Annotated in this window: 15 protein-coding genes and 3 pseudogenes; 4 read left to right on the top strand and 14 right to left on the bottom strand. The window is 70.5% G+C overall.

The features are described from left to right. Nucleotides 1-87 precede the first annotated feature (87 nt). A complete protein-coding gene (locus OG385_RS04520) occupies nt 88-1,017 on the top strand; it encodes a LysR family transcriptional regulator (RefSeq protein WP_266852040.1) in 930 nt (309 codons plus the stop codon). A gap of 90 nt (nt 1,018-1,107) precedes the next feature. Here OG385_RS04520 and OG385_RS04515 read toward each other — a convergent pair whose 3' ends face one another. The 4 genes from OG385_RS04515 to OG385_RS04500 all read right to left on the bottom strand — a co-directional run bounded on the left by OG385_RS04515 (nt 1,108) and on the right by OG385_RS04500 (nt 3,504). Next, nucleotides 1,108-1,422, bottom strand: coding sequence for a DUF1877 family protein (locus OG385_RS04515; protein WP_266860628.1), 315 nt, complete (start codon nt 1,420-1,422; stop codon nt 1,108-1,110). Continuing rightward, nucleotides 1,361-1,600, bottom strand: a complete 240-nt coding sequence (locus OG385_RS04510) for a DUF1877 family protein (RefSeq protein ID WP_266860626.1) — start codon at nt 1,598-1,600, stop codon at nt 1,361-1,363. Before OG385_RS04510 ends, OG385_RS04515 begins: the two co-directional genes overlap by 62 nt. A 166-nt stretch (nt 1,601-1,766) precedes the next feature. After that, nucleotides 1,767-2,486: a VC0807 family protein gene (locus OG385_RS04505; protein WP_266852038.1), complete on the bottom strand. Its 720-nt coding sequence runs from the start codon at nt 2,484-2,486 to the stop codon at nt 1,767-1,769. A 31-nt stretch (nt 2,487-2,517) separates the two neighbouring features. Then, a complete protein-coding gene (locus OG385_RS04500; RefSeq protein ID WP_266852036.1) occupies nt 2,518-3,504 on the bottom strand; it encodes a transcriptional regulator in 987 nt (328 codons plus the stop codon). Between the two features lie 66 nt (nt 3,505-3,570). Between OG385_RS04500 and OG385_RS04495 the strand changes: the two genes are divergently transcribed. After that, the gene (locus OG385_RS04495; protein ID WP_266852034.1) at nt 3,571-5,136 is read left to right on the top strand and encodes a gamma-glutamyltransferase; all 1,566 of its coding nucleotides are present in this window, start codon (nt 3,571-3,573) and stop codon (nt 5,134-5,136) included. Nucleotides 5,137-5,418: 282 nt separating this feature from the next. Here the strand turns inward: OG385_RS04495 and OG385_RS04490 are convergent. Further along, nucleotides 5,419-5,748: pseudogene (locus OG385_RS04490) on the bottom strand (transposase); the annotation flags it as partial. Nucleotides 5,749-5,750: 2 nt separating this feature from the next. Between OG385_RS04490 and OG385_RS04485 the strand changes: the two are divergent. Further along, nucleotides 5,751-5,858 (top strand): annotated as a pseudogene (locus OG385_RS04485) (IS5/IS1182 family transposase); the annotation flags it as partial. Here OG385_RS04485 and OG385_RS04480 read toward each other — a convergent pair. Next, nucleotides 5,840-6,325 (bottom strand): annotated as a pseudogene (locus OG385_RS04480) (transposase); the annotation flags it as partial. The pseudogenes OG385_RS04485 and OG385_RS04480 sit on opposite strands and share 19 nt — an antisense overlap. 166 nt (nt 6,326-6,491) lie before the next feature. Next, nucleotides 6,492-6,956, bottom strand: a complete 465-nt coding sequence (locus OG385_RS04475) for a MarR family winged helix-turn-helix transcriptional regulator (protein WP_266852033.1) — start codon at nt 6,954-6,956, stop codon at nt 6,492-6,494. Between the two features lie 57 nt (nt 6,957-7,013). On the opposite strand from OG385_RS04475, the gene OG385_RS04470 reads away from it, so the two are divergent. Beyond that, complete coding sequence (locus tag OG385_RS04470; RefSeq protein ID WP_266852031.1) at nt 7,014-7,541, top strand: DUF6790 family protein; 528 nt, start codon at nt 7,014-7,016, stop codon at nt 7,539-7,541. 1 nt (nt 7,542) lies between these two features. Here the strand turns inward: OG385_RS04470 and OG385_RS04465 are convergent, their stop codons facing one another. The 7 genes from OG385_RS04465 to OG385_RS04435 all read right to left on the bottom strand — a co-directional run bounded on the left by OG385_RS04465 (nt 7,543) and on the right by OG385_RS04435 (nt 15,526). Then, the gene (locus OG385_RS04465) at nt 7,543-8,259 is read right to left on the bottom strand and encodes a DUF6390 family protein (protein ID WP_266852029.1); all 717 of its coding nucleotides are present in this window, start codon (nt 8,257-8,259) and stop codon (nt 7,543-7,545) included. Next, nucleotides 8,260-9,327, bottom strand: a complete 1,068-nt coding sequence (gene hypE, locus OG385_RS04460; protein ID WP_266860624.1) for a hydrogenase expression/formation protein HypE — start codon at nt 9,325-9,327, stop codon at nt 8,260-8,262. It lies immediately after the preceding gene. Nucleotides 9,328-9,335: 8 nt separating this feature from the next. Next, nucleotides 9,336-10,439, bottom strand: a complete 1,104-nt coding sequence (gene hypD, locus OG385_RS04455; RefSeq protein WP_266852028.1) for a hydrogenase formation protein HypD — start codon at nt 10,437-10,439, stop codon at nt 9,336-9,338. Further along, the gene (locus tag OG385_RS04450; protein ID WP_266852026.1) at nt 10,436-10,738 is read right to left on the bottom strand and encodes a HypC/HybG/HupF family hydrogenase formation chaperone; all 303 of its coding nucleotides are present in this window, start codon (nt 10,736-10,738) and stop codon (nt 10,436-10,438) included. Before OG385_RS04450 ends, hypD begins: the two co-directional genes overlap by 4 nt. Before the next feature lie 94 nt (nt 10,739-10,832). After that, nucleotides 10,833-13,445 (bottom strand): carbamoyltransferase HypF, encoded by a 2,613-nt coding sequence (gene hypF / locus OG385_RS04445; protein WP_266852024.1) that lies wholly within the window; start codon nt 13,443-13,445, stop codon nt 10,833-10,835. Between the two features lie 2 nt (nt 13,446-13,447). Next, complete coding sequence (locus tag OG385_RS04440; RefSeq protein WP_266852023.1) at nt 13,448-13,942, bottom strand: hydrogenase maturation protease; 495 nt, start codon at nt 13,940-13,942, stop codon at nt 13,448-13,450. Nucleotides 13,943-14,110: 168 nt separating this feature from the next. Beyond that, nucleotides 14,111-15,526 (bottom strand): hypothetical protein, encoded by a 1,416-nt coding sequence (locus OG385_RS04435; protein WP_266852021.1) that lies wholly within the window; start codon nt 15,524-15,526, stop codon nt 14,111-14,113. Between the last annotated feature and the right edge of the window lies 1 nt (nt 15,527).

Genomic DNA, 15,527 nt, shown 5'->3' with positions numbered 1-15,527 from the left:
GAAAATAGAGATACGGTTCTCCGCACCGGCTCAAGGACAGGATCCAGGACGGGATCCAGGACCGGAACTCCAGGAGAGGAACTGCCCATGCCGCCTGTCGCGTTCACCCTGGTCCAGCTGCGCTACTTCGTCGCCGCGGCCGAGGCGGGCAGCATGACGGGCGCCGCCGAACGCCTGCTCATCGCCCAGTCGGCGGTCTCCACGGCCGTGTCCAATCTGGAGCACGAGCTCGGCGTGCAGCTGTTCCTCAGGCGACGGGCCAAGGGGCTGACACCGACCCCTGCGGGCAGCCGTCTGCTGCACGAGGCCCGGAAGCTCCTGGCCCATGCGAGGGAGGTCGCCGACGAGGCGAAGGGGACGGGCGCGGAGCTCACCGGGCCGGTGGCGCTGGGCTGCTTCATCACGCTGGCGCCGTTCTTCCTCCCGGCGCTGCTCACCGAGTTCGCCGACCGCTGCCCCGGCGTCGAGGTGACCGTGCTGGAGGCCGAAGCGACCGAGCTCGGCCGGGCGTTGAGCGAGGGGCGGATCGACTGGGCGCTGACCTACGACCTCGGGTTCGGCCCCGAGGTCCAGCGGGAGACAGTTGCCACCGTGCCGGCCCATGCCCTGGTGGCCGCGGGCCACCGGCTGGCCGGACGGCAGTCGGTCGACCTGGCCGAGCTGGCCGGCGAACCGCTCGTCCTGCTCGATCTGCCGTACAGCCGCGACTACTTCTGGTCGATGGTGAATGCGACAGGCACCCGCCCGGTCGTCCGCCACCGCACCCAGAGCTATGAGACGGTGCGCTCGCTGGTGGCACGCGGGCACGGGTTCTCGGTGCTCAACCAGCTGCCGGCCACGGCCCAGACGTACAGCGGCGGTGAGGTCGTCGCACTCCCGCTGGCCAGTGCGCACACCCCGCTGGACCTGGTGATCGCCCAGCTCGCCGGAGTGCGCCAGACGCACCGGGCGAGGGCCCTGATGGACATGGTCCGCGAGGTGGTGGCGGGCGCCGTACCGCCCGGGGTCCCGTCCTGACGTACGAGCCCGCAGCACCGGGGACGCGGCGCCCCGGGGGCATGTCCCGCTAGGCTTGACGTTTAACGTCTGGCGCCGCTCCGGGGTGGATCAGTCGAGCCAGATGAGCACCGCGTGACCGGTGGATGCGGCACCCCGGAAGAACTCGGTAAGGGGTGTGAACAGGTCGCGGGCCCACTCCATCGAGGCGGGCGAGTCCCAGATTTGGGGGTAGATCTCGGCCTTGGTGAGTTCGGAGGGGTCAACATCCTGGATGAGCTGGTCATACGTCGTCTGTTGCAGGATGTCAGCGGCGAGCTGCACTCGGTCCGGGGCGACGTATCGCGGCGGTCCGTAGCCCCAGTCATCGGTGGTGAGGGGCTCCTCGCCGTGGACGATGCCGACAGGGAAGGCGGAGCGTTGCAGAAGGAACTCCAGCAGGTGCCATGTCTTGTGCGTGGTGAAGTGGAGCGCTTCGGAGGGGGGCGGGCTCGCTCTCTTCCTGCGCGTCCTGAATCTCCTCGGCGAGATCCAGTGCCCATGCGGGATCCTTCAAGGCCCGGTCCAGTTCCGCCGGTGTGACACGCAGGTACTCCCCATTCATGCTCATGGGCGGAAGCATACGAAGCATGTCTGACAGTGGCCGTGGGCTTGCCGACCCCGCTGAAGGCACCACGCGAGACTTCGGGTGCCGCGTAGTCGTGTGTCGGTCCTGGAGTGGCTGTTCGGAGTGGGCAGGGAACGGTCGGGGTGCGGCGGTGACAGGTCGGCTACTGCCGTGTGATCGGTGTGTCGGAGCCGCCCTCGAACGTGCCAGCCGGGGGCTGCGACGGGTCGGAGCTGGGCGTGGCCGCGGCCTTGAACAGCGGGGCCAGTGACCGACGTATGTACCGCCCTGTCCCGACGGCCACGAGCAGTGCCATGACCGGCTCGACGAGCGAGGTGACAGCGGCGGACACGGTCACCGGGAGCGTGTAGGCGAAGGCGACGCAGGCCAGGGCCGACACACCGAACGCGACCGCCCACAGGACAGTGAGGATCCGCATGGCGCGTAGACCACGCGGTTGGCGGGAGACCGCGTTGAATCGCGGGGCCGCATCGGGCCGGTTGCGGATGGTGAAGTAGCGCGCGATCAGCAAGATCAGCGGGCTGCGTGTGGGCACCGAGACGGCCGCGGCCACGGCAAGGGCCAGGTAGATCAGGCCGCCGCGCGCGATCACCGCCCGGGCGTCGTGGGTCACCAGCGCCAGCACCATCGACACCACGAGGAAGATCAGGATCAGGCCGGAGATCGCGTTGAACGGACGTCCACGGAGGCGGTCGGCGATCAGTCGAGCCAGCGGGACGACCGAACCGGCGAGATAGGCGAGCACGTCACTGATCCCGAACGCCCGCAGGACGTAGAAGACCAGTATCGACGGGACCACGTCGACGACGAGGTTGAGCAGTATCGAGCGCCAGGCACTGGGGGCCGGGGCTGGGGTGGTCATGAGCGTGCCCTCCACGGACAGTCGGAGTTGGTCAGGGGTGACGGGTGGACAGCGGGCGGTACACCTCGACCGCGAGGTCCTTCATCACCGCAGTGGCGATGTCAGCGAGCGCGGCCACCGCGATCGAGACGAGGTAGCGGCCGACGGAGAACCAGGCCACCGCCGTGGCCGGTGCTCCGTCCTCGTTGGCGGGCAGCAGGTAGCCGCGGGCTGCCGGCACGCCGACGTCCACCGCGGAGGGATTCATGACCGCGAGGATCGATGTGCAGTCCGACGCGCCGCCGAGTTCAACCACGATCGCGTGTGCGATGCCCTGGCCCTCCTGCTCACCCCCGTCCTCCGCGCTGCTGTTGTGCTCTGGGCCGACGATCGGCCATGACGTGATCCAGCCACCGCGCAGCCCGTGACTCATCAACATCAGCCGCTGTTCGCGCTGTTCGGTGAAGCCCGAGTAGCCGGCCGGCATGTCGTAGCGCGCACTGATGGGCCCGGAACGCAGCGGCTCCGCGCGCCGCCCGGCCAGCACCGGGTCGGTCGGCAGGAGGGTCGAGTGGTCGATCCGGCCCGGGGACGCGTCCTCACCACAGCCGTCCGCTCGCGCGTCCCGGGCGGTGTCCGCGGCGGTGTCGTCGTCGGCGAGCAGGGCTGCGAACACGATGGACATGGCCGCGACGCGGTCCTCGTCCGGGTCGGTTCCGGTCCGGCCGGCCTCCTGCGAAGCCGTGGTGAGCAGCTTGGTCAACAGTTCCTGCTCTTCCCGGAACACTTCGGCTCCGGCCGCGGTCATTCGGACCCAGGTCCGCGGCCGCCGGTTCTCGAACACCTTCTCCGTGGTGATGTAGCCGTGCTCCTCCAGCACGCCCAGGTGGCGGCTCAGGCTGCCGTTGGACTGCCCCAGAGCGTCCCGCAACTGCGAGAACGTGCACGGTCCACGTCGGTCGACGATGGCCAAGACGCCGAGGCGTACCCGCTGGTGAACCACTTCGCGCAACCCTGACTCGGGCTCTTGCTCCGCCACTTGAACTCCTGATCCATGTGTAGTCTCAGATTGAGACTACACTCCAAAAGGGAAAGGTCGCTAAACATGACTGACAAGCTCGACCCCAGTGGCTGGGATCCCGGGGAACGCGCGCACGCCCTGGACTGGCGGAACATCGGACTCGATCCGCGCTCCGCCTGCGCGACCGGGACGTCGGGGGCCTTGGTCGGGTCCACCGGCCCCTTTGCCACCCTCGCCGGCCGCTACACCCTCGACGCCGCAGGCAGCGCCACCGATGCCGTGCTGGCTACCGCCTTCACCCAGATCGCGCTGTCTTTGGGCTCATGGGTCAGCTACGCCGGACTGTTCGGCATGGTGCACCACGAGGCCGCCACCGGAGCAACGACCAGCGTGTCCGCCGGATTCAGGACCTTCGCCGGAGAAACCCACCCGCTGGAGATCCCGCCCGCCCCGCAACCGAGCGGACGCACCGCCCTGGTCCCCGGATTCATCGCAGGCGCCTACGCCGCCCACACCCGCTCGGGCCGACTGCCCTGGGAGCAGCTCTGGTCACCCGCGCGGTACCTGCTCGAACGGGGTGTCCCAGTCACCGAGCACCTCTCGCGCCTACTTGCCCAGCGAGCCGATGTCCTCACCCGCACCGACGAGGGCCGCGCCGCATTCGCTGCGCAAGGACGGCTACCGCGGGCCGGCGAACTCTTCACCCAGCAGCGTCTGGCGGCCACCGCCGCGGCCCTCGCCGAACACGGACCGGACTGGATGTATCAGGGGCCCTGGGCGGAGCACTTCGTATCGGCGGTGCGCAGGGAGGGAGGCCAGGCGAGCATGGAGGATCTCGCGGGCTACCGGGCCCGCTGCGGCGAACCGGCACGCGGGTCCTTCGCAGGCCACGAGATCGCGACCCTGCCCGCCCCGGACACCGGTGGGACCAATCTGCTCGCCAACCTCGCACGACTGGAGACAGCCGAGATCGGCGAACCCGCACAGGACCCGCACGCCCTGGCCGGATTCCTCACGGCCCTCGACGGCTCGCCCTCGACCGGCAGCCACTCCGACTACGTGCTAGCCGTCGACGCCGAGGGCAACCTCGCCGCACTGTGCCACAGCATCAACACCGCGATGTGGGGCACCACCGGCATCGTCGTGGACGGCATCCCCCTCCCCGACCCGGCGGCATTCCAGCAGCCGCTCCTCGCCGAACTCACCCCCGGGGACCACCTCCCCATGCCCGTCGAGCCCGCCATTGCCTTGCGCGAGGGTCGCCCCGTCCTCGCCTGCAGCAGCATCGGCGTCGGACTGCACCCGGCCACCGTGCTCGGTCTGCACCGCGTTCTCGCCCTCGAACAACCTCTCGCGGCGGCGGTCGATGCCCCGCTGGTCCACGGCCACGACATCATCATGGGCGACTCGGTGACCTCCATACTGGCCCACCGCGAACTGCCGACGCCCAGCCGAGTCATCGACGACTGCTTCCCCGACGCGTGTCTGGAGGCGGCTCGCGACGCTGGACACGCCGTGACGCCACGATCCGCCGATGACCCGACGCTGCCCCGCGGTTTCTGGGCCGCGATCACCACCGATCCCGATACCGGGGTGCACACCGCAGCACGTACCCCGTACGGCCAAGGCCCGGCGCGCACGATCGGATGACCGACAGGAGCACACACCATGTAGTGCTGGCTGCATGAGTCGATCGCGCGTCTCCTGTCGACGCAGCGATAAGTCACGAGGGGCTATCAGGAATCAATGGTGATTCCTGATAGCCCCAACGGTTCACTCACTACGTCGGCAGACCGTCACGGAAGGGACTGTAAAACGTTCGGTGTAACTCCCGATCATGGAAGATGCATCGATGACCAGCAACAATGTGACCGGGGCCGAGCCCGTCGAGCCGTCTGAGACGACCCCGTCGAAGTCTGTGGACGACCGGCTCGCCGCGAGTGAGATGACCATCTCGTCGACGCCGGTCAGACGCTTCTGCCGCTTCTTGACGATCTTCGGTTCAAAGGAGCCGTCGCGGTCGCGGGGCACGGTGATCTCCACCGGGCCGACATCGGTCAGTACGGTCTTGGCGCGGGTGCCGTTGCGGGAGTTGCCGCCGTTCTTCCCCGCCGGATCGTGCTTGTCATAGCCGAGGTGATCGGTGATCTCACCCTCGAGAGCGGACTCCAGGAGCCGCTTCGTCAGCTGCTGGAGCTGCCCGCCTTCGCCGGTCAGCTGCAGGCACTCGGCCTGAGCCCGGCCCACCAGCTCGTCGATCAGCCGCCGCTCTCGCGCCGACCCTCGCCGAAGCGATGAAGACTGCCTCCACCAAGGCGTTCGTGATGCTGGACGGCACGCTGCTGCCGATCGACCGGACAGCGGCCGACCGGACTGCGGCCAGGTCGGCGCCGGGCTCCAGCCGGATCGCGTCGAGCAGTGCGGTCCACGACGTGCGGCCGGTCTCCAGGGCGGCAACGATCGAGTAGGGCCAGCCGGGGACCATCTGGTGCTTGCCCAGGCCGCGGCCGAAGGTGTGGCAGAAGGAGCGGTCCGAGCAGGTGTCGGCGTCCGGCCGCAGCCACGGGGAGACGTCCACGGCCAACACCAGCCGGCCGTCGCTCGCCCGGGGCAACGGCACACCTGCCAGCGCGCGACGAAGCCGGGCGACGTCGATCCGGCCCCGGTTGATCCCGGAGTACAGGGCTCCGTGCCCGCGCCGGTGTTCCGGCGCGAGCGCCAGGTCCACGAGGGTGCGGACCGGTCCGTCGGTGCACAGCAACGCGTCGCACAAGTCAAACAGGGCATCCGACCGCGCTGTCAGGCACGCGTACAGCTCCGATCGGAACCCCGGCACCATCGCGAACGCATCTCGTTGGACGCTGTGCTCGACCAGTCCCACGATCCCGGCCTCCGTACTGAATCAACCCTGAGCACAGGATCGGGGCCCGGCTCTCGCACGTCCGGTGAACCGGGGAAACCCGAACAAGTTCGAGCTCGTTCGACGCAGGTGGATAAACGGCAAGCTAGGAACCTGTTTCTGATCCCCGGGCCGTGGCTGCGCGCCGTGGCTGCGCGGGTGTCAGCAGCGCGGCGAGGCGGTGGGTCTCCGCGAGGTAGCGGTCGTAGGGGAAGCCGGCCTGCAGGAGGGCGGTGCGGAGTTCTTCCTCCAGGGGCTTGCCCTCGGCCAGGAAGGCCGCCTGGCCCGTCGGGGTGAGGGTGACCAGGCGTCGGCGCCGGTGGGCGGGATCGACCCTGACTGTCACGTACCCCTGCGCCTCCAGTGGGCGCAGGGAGCGGCTGATGGCGGGGTCGGACAGGGTCAGCGCCTCGGCGAGCTGGTGCTGGGTGGCGGGTTGGATCTCCTCAAGAGTGCCCAGCAGCCGCAGCTGACTGTGGGAAAGGCGCTGGTTCGGGTCGGAGCGGCGCCGGCTCGCCTCGCCCATCAGCATGACCACGCGGTACAGGAGCTCTGCCAGTCCTTCGTCCATACGTCCACCCTACCGGACACTTGCAGCGTTAATATTAACCATGCAACACTCAATTTCATGGACAACCTCCCTTACGCCGTTCGGACCACGTTTCCGCTTCTCTTCATGCTGGTACCCGCTCTCGGGGCGCTGCTGAGCTGCCGTCGCCGCAGCCCGGGCCGGTCGGCGGCGGAGATCTGGCAGCGCTGGTGGGCGGTCGGCGCCCTCGGCATCGGAAGCCTGTGGATCACGATCTCGTTCCTGGCGATTCCGAAGGGCATGGCCGACGCCATCGGCTTCGCCACCTCGCCGTTCCAGTTCGAGATCGCCTTCGCCAACCTCGGCCTCGCCGTGCTGGGCTTCCGTGGCGCGTCCGCGTCGCCCCGCGAGCGCCTCACGAGCGGGCTGGCGGCCGCCGCGTTCCTGTGGGGAGCCACGATCGGCCACGTCTACCAATGGTTCGCCAACGGCGACCACGCCGCCGGAAACACGGGCGGCATCCTGGCCAACGACGTTCTCATTCCCGCCGTCATGATCGCCCTGGCCGCCCGGGACGTCCGCCGCACCGGCTCGGGCCACCGCCAGCAGCCGGGCGATGGACGATAAGCTAAGCGGCGCCCTCCGGAACCGCACCGTGCCGCCGGTCCTCGATCGACTCGATGCGCGCGGCCTGGTCGTCGGTGAGCACGTCGCAGACCCAGTCCCAGTGCAGCGCCACCCGGTCGCCGGGGGACACCCCGGCGATCAGCGATCTGCCGTCGGTCGACCAGCGGACCTGTTCCCGCCGGGGCGGCGCCGGTACGAACACCTTCCCGTCCCAGCTCAGCGGGCGGGACTCCACGGTCGCCGACTCACCGTCGACGCCGACGACCACGCCCGTACGGATACGGCACTGGTCGAGCACCGACAGCGCGACCGGGTTGCCGCCTGCGCGCAGCAGGGCCGCCCACGGGTACACGTCGAACACCTGGAAGCTGTGGTGGGGGACGGCCCGGTGCGCCGCCTCCCGCCAGGTGCCGCCCGGCTGCCCCCGGAACCGGTCGAGGAGGCGGTCCACCAGCGCCCCGGAGTCGGCCAGGTCCAGCAGCTCGTTGCCGATCCAGTACGCCTCCACCACCCGGACGTCGAGCGGATCCGGGATGCCCGCGGACTCCGCCAGGAATTCGAGATAGCACCAGGCACCCTCGAACTGCCGGGCCCGCTCCTCCATCCCGGCCACCGCGCCGGGGCGCAGCAGCGCCGCGGCGTCGTCCGGACCGCAGTAGCCGAGTTCGTTGGGGGGATAGGCGTATCGCGCGAACAGCAGCGCGCCCTCGGCGCTCATTCAGCAGATCCGGGGCAGCTGCTCGCCGATCGGCAGCCCGACCACCCGGCTGCCGCCGAGCCCGGTCCTGGCCACCACCATCCCGGCGTGGTCCGGGACGCAGGTGCCGATCCGGCAGGCCGAGCGGCCCAGGGGGTGGGCGCGGAGCGCCGCGAGGACCTGGTCGGCGCTCTCACCGGGAACCACCGCGATCAGCTTGCCCTCGTTGGCCACCTGCAGTGGGTCGAGCCCCAGCAGACTGCACGCGTCGCGCACCGTCTCCGGGACCGGCAACTCCCGCTCCACCAGCTCGATACCGACATCCGAAGCGCGGGCGATCTCGTTCAGTGAGGCCGCGACACCGCCACGGGTCGGGTCCCGCAGTACATGCAGATCCGCACCGGTGGCGATCATGCCGGCGACGAGACCGTGCAGCGCTGCCGTGTCGCTCTCGACGGTCGTGCCGAACTCAAGCCCGTCCCGGCAGCTCATCACCGCCACCCCGTGCACGCCGATGTCACCGCTGACGAGCACCGCGTCGCCGGGGCGCGCACGGCGCGGGCCGATGTCGACGCCGTCGGGCACCAGGCCGATCCCGGAGGTGTTGATGAAGACGCCGTCGCCGCTGGCGCTGTCGACGACCTTGGTGTCCCCGGTGACCAGCTGGACGCCCGCGGACCGCGCCGCAGCTCCCAACGCTTCGGCGATACGGCCGAGTTCATCGAGCGCGGTGCCCTCCTGGAGGATGAAGGCCGTCGAGAGGAACAGCGGGACCGCGCCCGACATCGCGAGGTCGTTCACCGTCCCGTTCACGGCCAGGTCGCCGATCGACCCCCCGGGGAAGAACATCGGCTTCACCACATAGGAGTCGGTGGAGAAGGCGAGCCGGGGGCCGCCACCGACCGACAGCACGGCGGAGTCGCCCAGTTCGGCTGCGGCCGCCGCGCCGTACGCGGGCAGGAACAGATGCTCGATCAACTCGCCCGACATCGCGCCGCCGCCCCCGTGGCCCATCACCACGGACGGCGTCTCGCGCAGCGGGACCGGACAGACCCAGCTCTCGAAGTCGAGCTCGGCGGGGGACTGCATCGCTTCGGTCACTTGGCTTCGACCAGTTCCAGTCGGCGGTATGTGTGGTAGGCGGCGCAGGCGCCCTCGGACGACACCATCGTGGCGCCCAGCGGCTTGCGCGGGGTGCACTCCTTGCCGAAGGCCGCGCACTCATGCGGTTTGATCAGGCCCTGGAGAACCTCTCCCGACCGGCACAGGGCCGACTCGGCCGTATGGATACCGGTCACGTCGAAGCGCTGCTCCGCGTCGAACTCGGCGTAACCGGGCGCCAGCCGCCAGCCGCTGCGCGGGATCATTCCGATGCCGCGCCACGTCCGGTCGGTCACCTCGAAGACATCCCGCAGCATCTCCATGGCGGGCAGGTTGCCCTCCTCGCGTACGGCGCGGGGGTAGGCGTTCTCCACTTCGTGGCGGCCCTCTTCGAGCTGGACGACCGTGCGCCGGATGCCTTCGAGGATGTCCAGCGGCTCGAAGCCGGTGACGACGATCGGCACCCGGTACTTCTCCGCCAGCGGTGGGTACTCCGCCGTGCCCATCACGCTGCACACGTGCCCGGCGGCCAGGAAGGCCTGCACCCGGCAGGTGGCGGACTCCATGATCGCCGAGATCGCGGGCGGCACCAGGACATGGGAGACCAGCAGGGAGAAGTTCCGTACCCCCAGGCGCTTGGCCTGGTACACGGTCATGGCGTTGGCCGGGGCCGTGGTCTCGAAGCCGATCCCGAAGAAGACGACCTCCCGGTCCGGGTTCTCCCGGGCCAGCTTCAGCGCGTCGAGCGGCGAGTACACCACCCGGACGTCCCCTCCGGCGCTCTTCACCGAGAACAGGTCCTGGCTGCTGCCCGGCACCCGGAGCATGTCACCGAACGAGCAGAAGATGACCCCGGGCCTGGCCGCGATGGCGAGCGCCCGGTCGATGATCTCCAGCGGGGTGACACAGACCGGGCAGCCCGGTCCGTGGATCAGCTCGACGGCGTCGGGCAGCAGCTGGTCGATGCCGTGCCGGATGATCGAATGGGTCTGGCCGCCGCAGACCTCCATCATGGCCCACGGCCGAGTGGTCGCCGCGTGGATCTGGTCGAGCAGCCTCTTGGCCGACTCGGGGTTGCTGAACTCGTCGAGATACTTCACCGGCCGACTCCTTCGGGGAACTCCTGCTGCCCGGCCCGTGCGGCGAGTTCGAAACCGTCTCCGAACTCCTCCTCCAGGATGCCGAGCCTGTCGAAATCGGCCAGCGTCCGCCGGGCCGACTCCTCGTCGAGCCGCTGAATGGCGAACCCGACATGTACGACGACGTACTCACCGGCCGTCACGTCCGGGATGTACTGGAGGCACACCTCTTTGCGCACCCCGCCGAAGTCGACATCGGCCATCAACGTGCCGTCGACCTCGGCGGTACTGAGGACGCGCCCCGGAACTGCCAGACACATGGTCCCTCTTCTCTGTGGATCCCCGTGGATCCCGTGGATCTGTACGGATGGCTTGGCACGGATGACCTGGCGCGGATGACCTGGCGTACGAGGGTCAGCCCGACGCGGCGATCAGGAGCTGCCCCAGGGCGATTCCCCCGTCGTTCGGGGGCAGGAGTCTCGGCCGCAGCACCCTGAAGTCCGCTGCCTCCAGGCCGTGTTGGACCGCCCCGAGCAGTACGGCGTTCTGGAAGACGCCACCGCCGAGAGCCACCACCCCGAGCCCCGTGCGGGCGCGTGCGAGCTCGGCGAGGGAGACCGTCAGGGCGGCGACGCAGGCGTGGAACCGCGCCGCGATCAGCTCGGCCGGCACCCCGGCCCGTACGTCCGAGACCACCGCGCGCACGACCGGTCCCGGGTCGGCGACGACAGGCTGCCCGTCCGCCGCTTCCCGGATCCCGAAGGAGTACCGGACGTCCGCACCCGCACCGTCCGCCCCGGCCGACCTGGCCAGCCCTTCGAGGCCGATCGCGGCCTCGGCCTCGTACTCCACCTCGTGCCGGACCCCGGCCAGCGAGGCCACGGCGTCGAAGAGCCGGCCCATGCTGGACGTCGGCACACAGCCGAACCCGGTACCGAACTGATGGGCCAGCACGTCCCGTTCCCTCGGCGGGCACGCCCGTACGGACGGCAGCCCCTCGTCCCAGGCGACCCCGGCCGCACGGAGGTGGGCCAGCGCCATCCGGTACGGCCGCAGCACACTCGCGTCGCCGCCCGCCAGCGGTACGTACCCCAGGTGCGCCGCCCGCTCGAACGACTTGTAGCCGGCGATCAGCACCTCGCCGCCCCACGCGGCCCCGTCCGTACCGGCGCCCGTGCCGTCGAAGGCGACACCGATCACGCTCTCGTCCGCCCCGATGCCGTGCTCGCCCATGACCGAGGCGACATGGGCGTGGTGGTGCTGCACCCGCCGCACCGGCCGGGACCCCGAGTGCGCCACGGCCCAGGCGCCCGACCGGTAGCCGGGGTGCAGATCGGCCACCAGCTGAGCGGGCTCGACCCCGGTGATCCGCTCCAGCTGCCGCTCGGTCCTGGTCAGCGCGTCGGCCGTGGCGAGGTCGTCCATGTCGCCGATGTGCTGGCTGACCCAGGCGTACCGCCCGTCGCCGAGCGCGCAGGTGTTCTTGAGATCCGCGCCGACCGCGAGGAGCGGCGGTACCTCGAAGGGCAGCGCCAACGGCAGCGGGGCGTACCCGCGGGACCGGCGCAGCGGAAGCTCCGCGCCCGCCACGAACCGGCTGACCGAGTCGTCGCAGGGCACCTCGATCCGCCGGTCGTGCCGCAGCCAGGCATCGGCCAGCGGCGCAAGACCGGTGAGGGCCGCGGCGTCGTCGGTGACGATCGGCTCACCCGCCAGGTTGGCCGAGGTCATCACCAGCGCGTCGGGGCCCGGCCGGTCGTCCCCGATACCGAAGAGCAGGACGTGCAGAGGCGTGTACGGGAGCATCAGACCCAGATCCGGACTGCCCGGCGCCACCGACGAGGAGACCCCGGCCCCCTCCGGCGTCCCGCGCCGCGGCAGGAGCACGATCGGCCTGCGGACCCCGGTCAGCAGCCGCTCCTCGTCGCCGGTCAGCGTCACCAGTTCCGCCGCCACAGCGGTGTCCGCGACCATCACCGCGAAGGGCTTCCCACCGCGCCGCTTGCGCCGCCGCAGCTCGGCCACCGCCGTGTCGTTGCGGGCGTCACACGCGAGGTGGTAGCCGCCGAGCCCCTTCACCGCGACGATCCGGCCATCGGCCAGCAGCTCCCGGGCTCCCCGCAACGCGTCCTCGCCGCTCGCCGCCGGCGCCCCGTCCTTGCGGACCAGTTCGAGTGCGGGCCCGCACGCGTGGCAGGCGACCGGCTGGGCGTGGAAGCGGCGGTCGCCCGGATCGCCGTACTCCGCCCGGCAGTCGGCGCACATCTCGAACGCGGCCATCGTGGTGGCCGCCCGGTCGTACGGCACACCGGTGACGATGGTGAACCGGGGGCCGCAGTGGGTGCAGGTGATGAAGGGATGGCGGTAGCGGCGGTTCGCCGGATCGCGCATCTCGGCCAGGCACTCCCGGCACGTCGCGACATCCGGCGAGACCAGAGTGCGGGCGGGCCCCTCGTCACGGGACTCCCCGATGGTGAACTCCGTCCCGCCCAGGGGCGACAGGTCCGACTCGTGGACGGACTCGACCACGGCGAGCACCGGCGCGTCCGTCCGCAGCCTCCTGCCGAACTCGGCCACCGCCGCTGCGCCGCCCTCGACTTCGGCGACCACACCGGAGCCGGTGTTCACCACCGTTCCGCTGAGGGCGAGTTCGCGCGCACTGACGTAGACGAAGGGCCGGAAGCCGACCCCCTGGACCACACCGTGCACCTCGAAGCGCCGCCGCAGCCGGTGCTCAGCGGGTGCACCGTGCGCAGACTCGGCGGGCGTCGCCTCACCGGGCGCGGGCTCCTCGTCGCGGGCGCGGCCCATCATCTCCAGGCCGGAGAGCGCCTCCCCGGCCTTCGCCGCGTCGATGACCTCCAGCGCGAAGCCCATATGGAGAAGCACCCAGTCGCCGTCGGCCGGAGGAGAGTCGAGCATCCCGACATTGATGCGCCGCCGCGCGCCCTCGACATCGACGAGCGCGAGCTGACCGGCATATCCGTCGACGAGCTCCACGACCCGGCCCGGAATGCCAAGGCACATGATCAGGACCTCCTGGTCGGGGCGGGCTCGGCGGGCAGCAGCCGGTCCACCAGAATCCGTACGGCGTCCATGGCCGCGGGCACCGCCGCGAGGACCGCGCGGCTGAGCCCGATGCCCTCACCGACGTCGGCTGGGGTGCAGCCCACGACGTAGGTGGACGGAAGGGTACCGCCCAGTTGTTCCAGATTTGCCAGCACTGCTACCGGATTCATGCCATGTGCGTCGAATTCACCCGAACCGAGGTCGTCAGGACCCACTTCGAGTACGGTCACCTCGCCGGGTTGCCCCCCGCCCGGGCAGGCGTCGACCAGCACCAGCGCGTCGTACCCGTCCAGCAGGTCGTACGCGAGGTGCATGCCCCGGATTCCGTAGTCCACGACGCGGACGCCGGGCGGCAGTGAGCCCGCGCCGGTGAGTGCGCGGACCACCTCGGGGCCGAAGCCGTCGTCGCTCAGGAAGAGGTTGCCGACCCCGGCGATCAGTACGCGATCCGTCACCGGCGCCACGTCCCGGCTGCTGCGGGGCCGGGCGCCGGGGCCGACGCCGCGCTCACATCGAACGCATTCGCAGATACCGGCGGATGTCCGGGATCGACTGGACTCCCACGGCCACAGCGGCTGCCACCAGAACTGCGCCCGCGACTGCGGTGATCACGCCAAGGGTCTTCACGATGGGCTCTCCTCTCGGTTTTCGAGGGTGGTCCCGACGGGCAGGGGCTCCAGCTCGTCGGGGGCGAAATAGAAGTAACGGCCGTACCAGTCGTGCATGTCCGCCGCCGGATCGTCGACGAGGACCAGGGCGACATGCGTCCCGCCGTCGACGTCCGAGAGCACCGCGGTCACCCGCGCCACCTGACCGGCGAAGAAGAGGTCCTGGGCGTCCGCGCGGCGCGAGGGGTGCACCCGCACCAGGCTGCCCTGCGAGACGCTGACGCCGTTGATCACCACCGCGTCGGACGACGGACGCACGGCCGCGTCCGAAGCGGGGTCCCACCAGGGCGCGCCGCCGGTGTCGAACCCGGGCGGCTCACTGTCCCGGAGGTCGGCGTTCAGCGGTGGCAGCGAGCCGGGCACCGCTGCCGCGTGCGGTTCGCGCAGCAGACCGTGCAACTGCTGGAGATCCGCGGCGGACATGGCGTCGCAGCGTTCGATGATCTCCCTGGCCCGTGGGTCGGTGGCCCGCGCCTCTGCCTTCTCCTGCTCGGTCATGGTCATGACCCGCAAGGTCAGGATCTCGTCGATCTCGGTGGAGTCGAAGAGGGCACCCGGGCTCTGTTCGGCCACCTCCGGGTAGTCGTAGAGGATGATCGGCGCGCCCAGGACGGTGTCCGCCGAGCCCTCGGCACCGGCCAGCACCGGCCAGCATCTGCGCTGCCGGCAGCGGGCGGCGGCGGCCACCGCGTGCTCCGGCGGTTCGAGCAGCGAGACGAACGCGCCGCCGTGCGCCCGCAGGATCAGATGCGCTCCGATCAGCGAGCTGCGGATCGCCTCGTCCTTGGATCCGGGTGTCCCCGGGTGCTCGTTGGCCACGGCGAGGGACAGCCGGAGCAGACCGTCGTCGGCGGTGGCGCCCACCCGGATCCGGAGGTCCAGCGGAAGCCGGCGCCGTACGATCCGGCCGACCGGTGCGCCGTCCGTGTCCGTCAGCTGCTCCACCTCCTCGCCGCCGGGCACCGTGCGCCGCACATCGGCCGGCTCCGTGAGGGAGAGCGCGGGCAGCACGATCTCCTGCTCGACCGCCTCCTCCCAGCTCAGCACCTGGGCGCCGTCGACGGTCAGTTCGGCGACCGGGGTATGGCCGCCGTCCGCCTCGCGCCGCTGCACCTCACGCACCTGCACCTGGAGGAAGCGCAGATGAACCGTGACCGCGGTGGGTGACCCGTCCGGGGCCAGCAGGCACTCCATCGCCATGTCCGGCTCCTCGCCGAAGCAGGCGGGCGCCGCGGACGGCGGCCCCAGCACCCCGAACTGCCAGCGTGACTGGTTCTTGTGGGAGCTGGCCCGGTACGGGTACAGCAGATACCCCTCGTACAGCACCGCGTCGGCGACCGTACGGACGTGGTCCAGGCTCGGGGCGTTCACG

Origin of the sequence: Streptomyces sp. NBC_01306 (genome assembly GCF_026340465.1) — a bacterium.
GTDB lineage: Bacteria > Actinomycetota > Actinomycetes > Streptomycetales > Streptomycetaceae > Streptomyces.
This window is presented reverse-complemented; position numbering and strand designations above follow the sequence as displayed.

Bases quoted from the DNA above. Each gene is read 5' to 3' on its own strand.
- OG385_RS04465 (WP_266852029.1), bottom strand. From the start codon at position 8,259: ATGAGCGCCGAGGGCGCGCTGCTGTTCGCGCGATACGCCTATCCCCCC.
- OG385_RS04495 (WP_266852034.1), top strand. From the start codon at position 3,571: ATGACTGACAAGCTCGACCCCAGTGGCTGGGATCCCGGGGAACGCGCG.
- OG385_RS04505 (WP_266852038.1), bottom strand. From the start codon at position 2,486: ATGACCACCCCAGCCCCGGCCCCCAGTGCCTGGCGCTCGATACTGCTC.
- OG385_RS04470 (WP_266852031.1), top strand. From the start codon at position 7,014: ATGGACAACCTCCCTTACGCCGTTCGGACCACGTTTCCGCTTCTCTTC.
- OG385_RS04520 (WP_266852040.1), top strand. From the start codon at position 88: ATGCCGCCTGTCGCGTTCACCCTGGTCCAGCTGCGCTACTTCGTCGCC.
- OG385_RS04475 (WP_266852033.1), bottom strand. From the start codon at position 6,956: ATGGACGAAGGACTGGCAGAGCTCCTGTACCGCGTGGTCATGCTGATG.
- OG385_RS04510 (WP_266860626.1), bottom strand. From the start codon at position 1,600: ATGAATGGGGAGTACCTGCGTGTCACACCGGCGGAACTGGACCGGGCC.
- hypE (WP_266860624.1), bottom strand. From the start codon at position 9,327: ATGCAGTCCCCCGCCGAGCTCGACTTCGAGAGCTGGGTCTGTCCGGTC.
- OG385_RS04450 (WP_266852026.1), bottom strand. From the start codon at position 10,738: ATGTGTCTGGCAGTTCCGGGGCGCGTCCTCAGTACCGCCGAGGTCGAC.
- hypF (WP_266852024.1), bottom strand. From the start codon at position 13,445: ATGTGCCTTGGCATTCCGGGCCGGGTCGTGGAGCTCGTCGACGGATAT.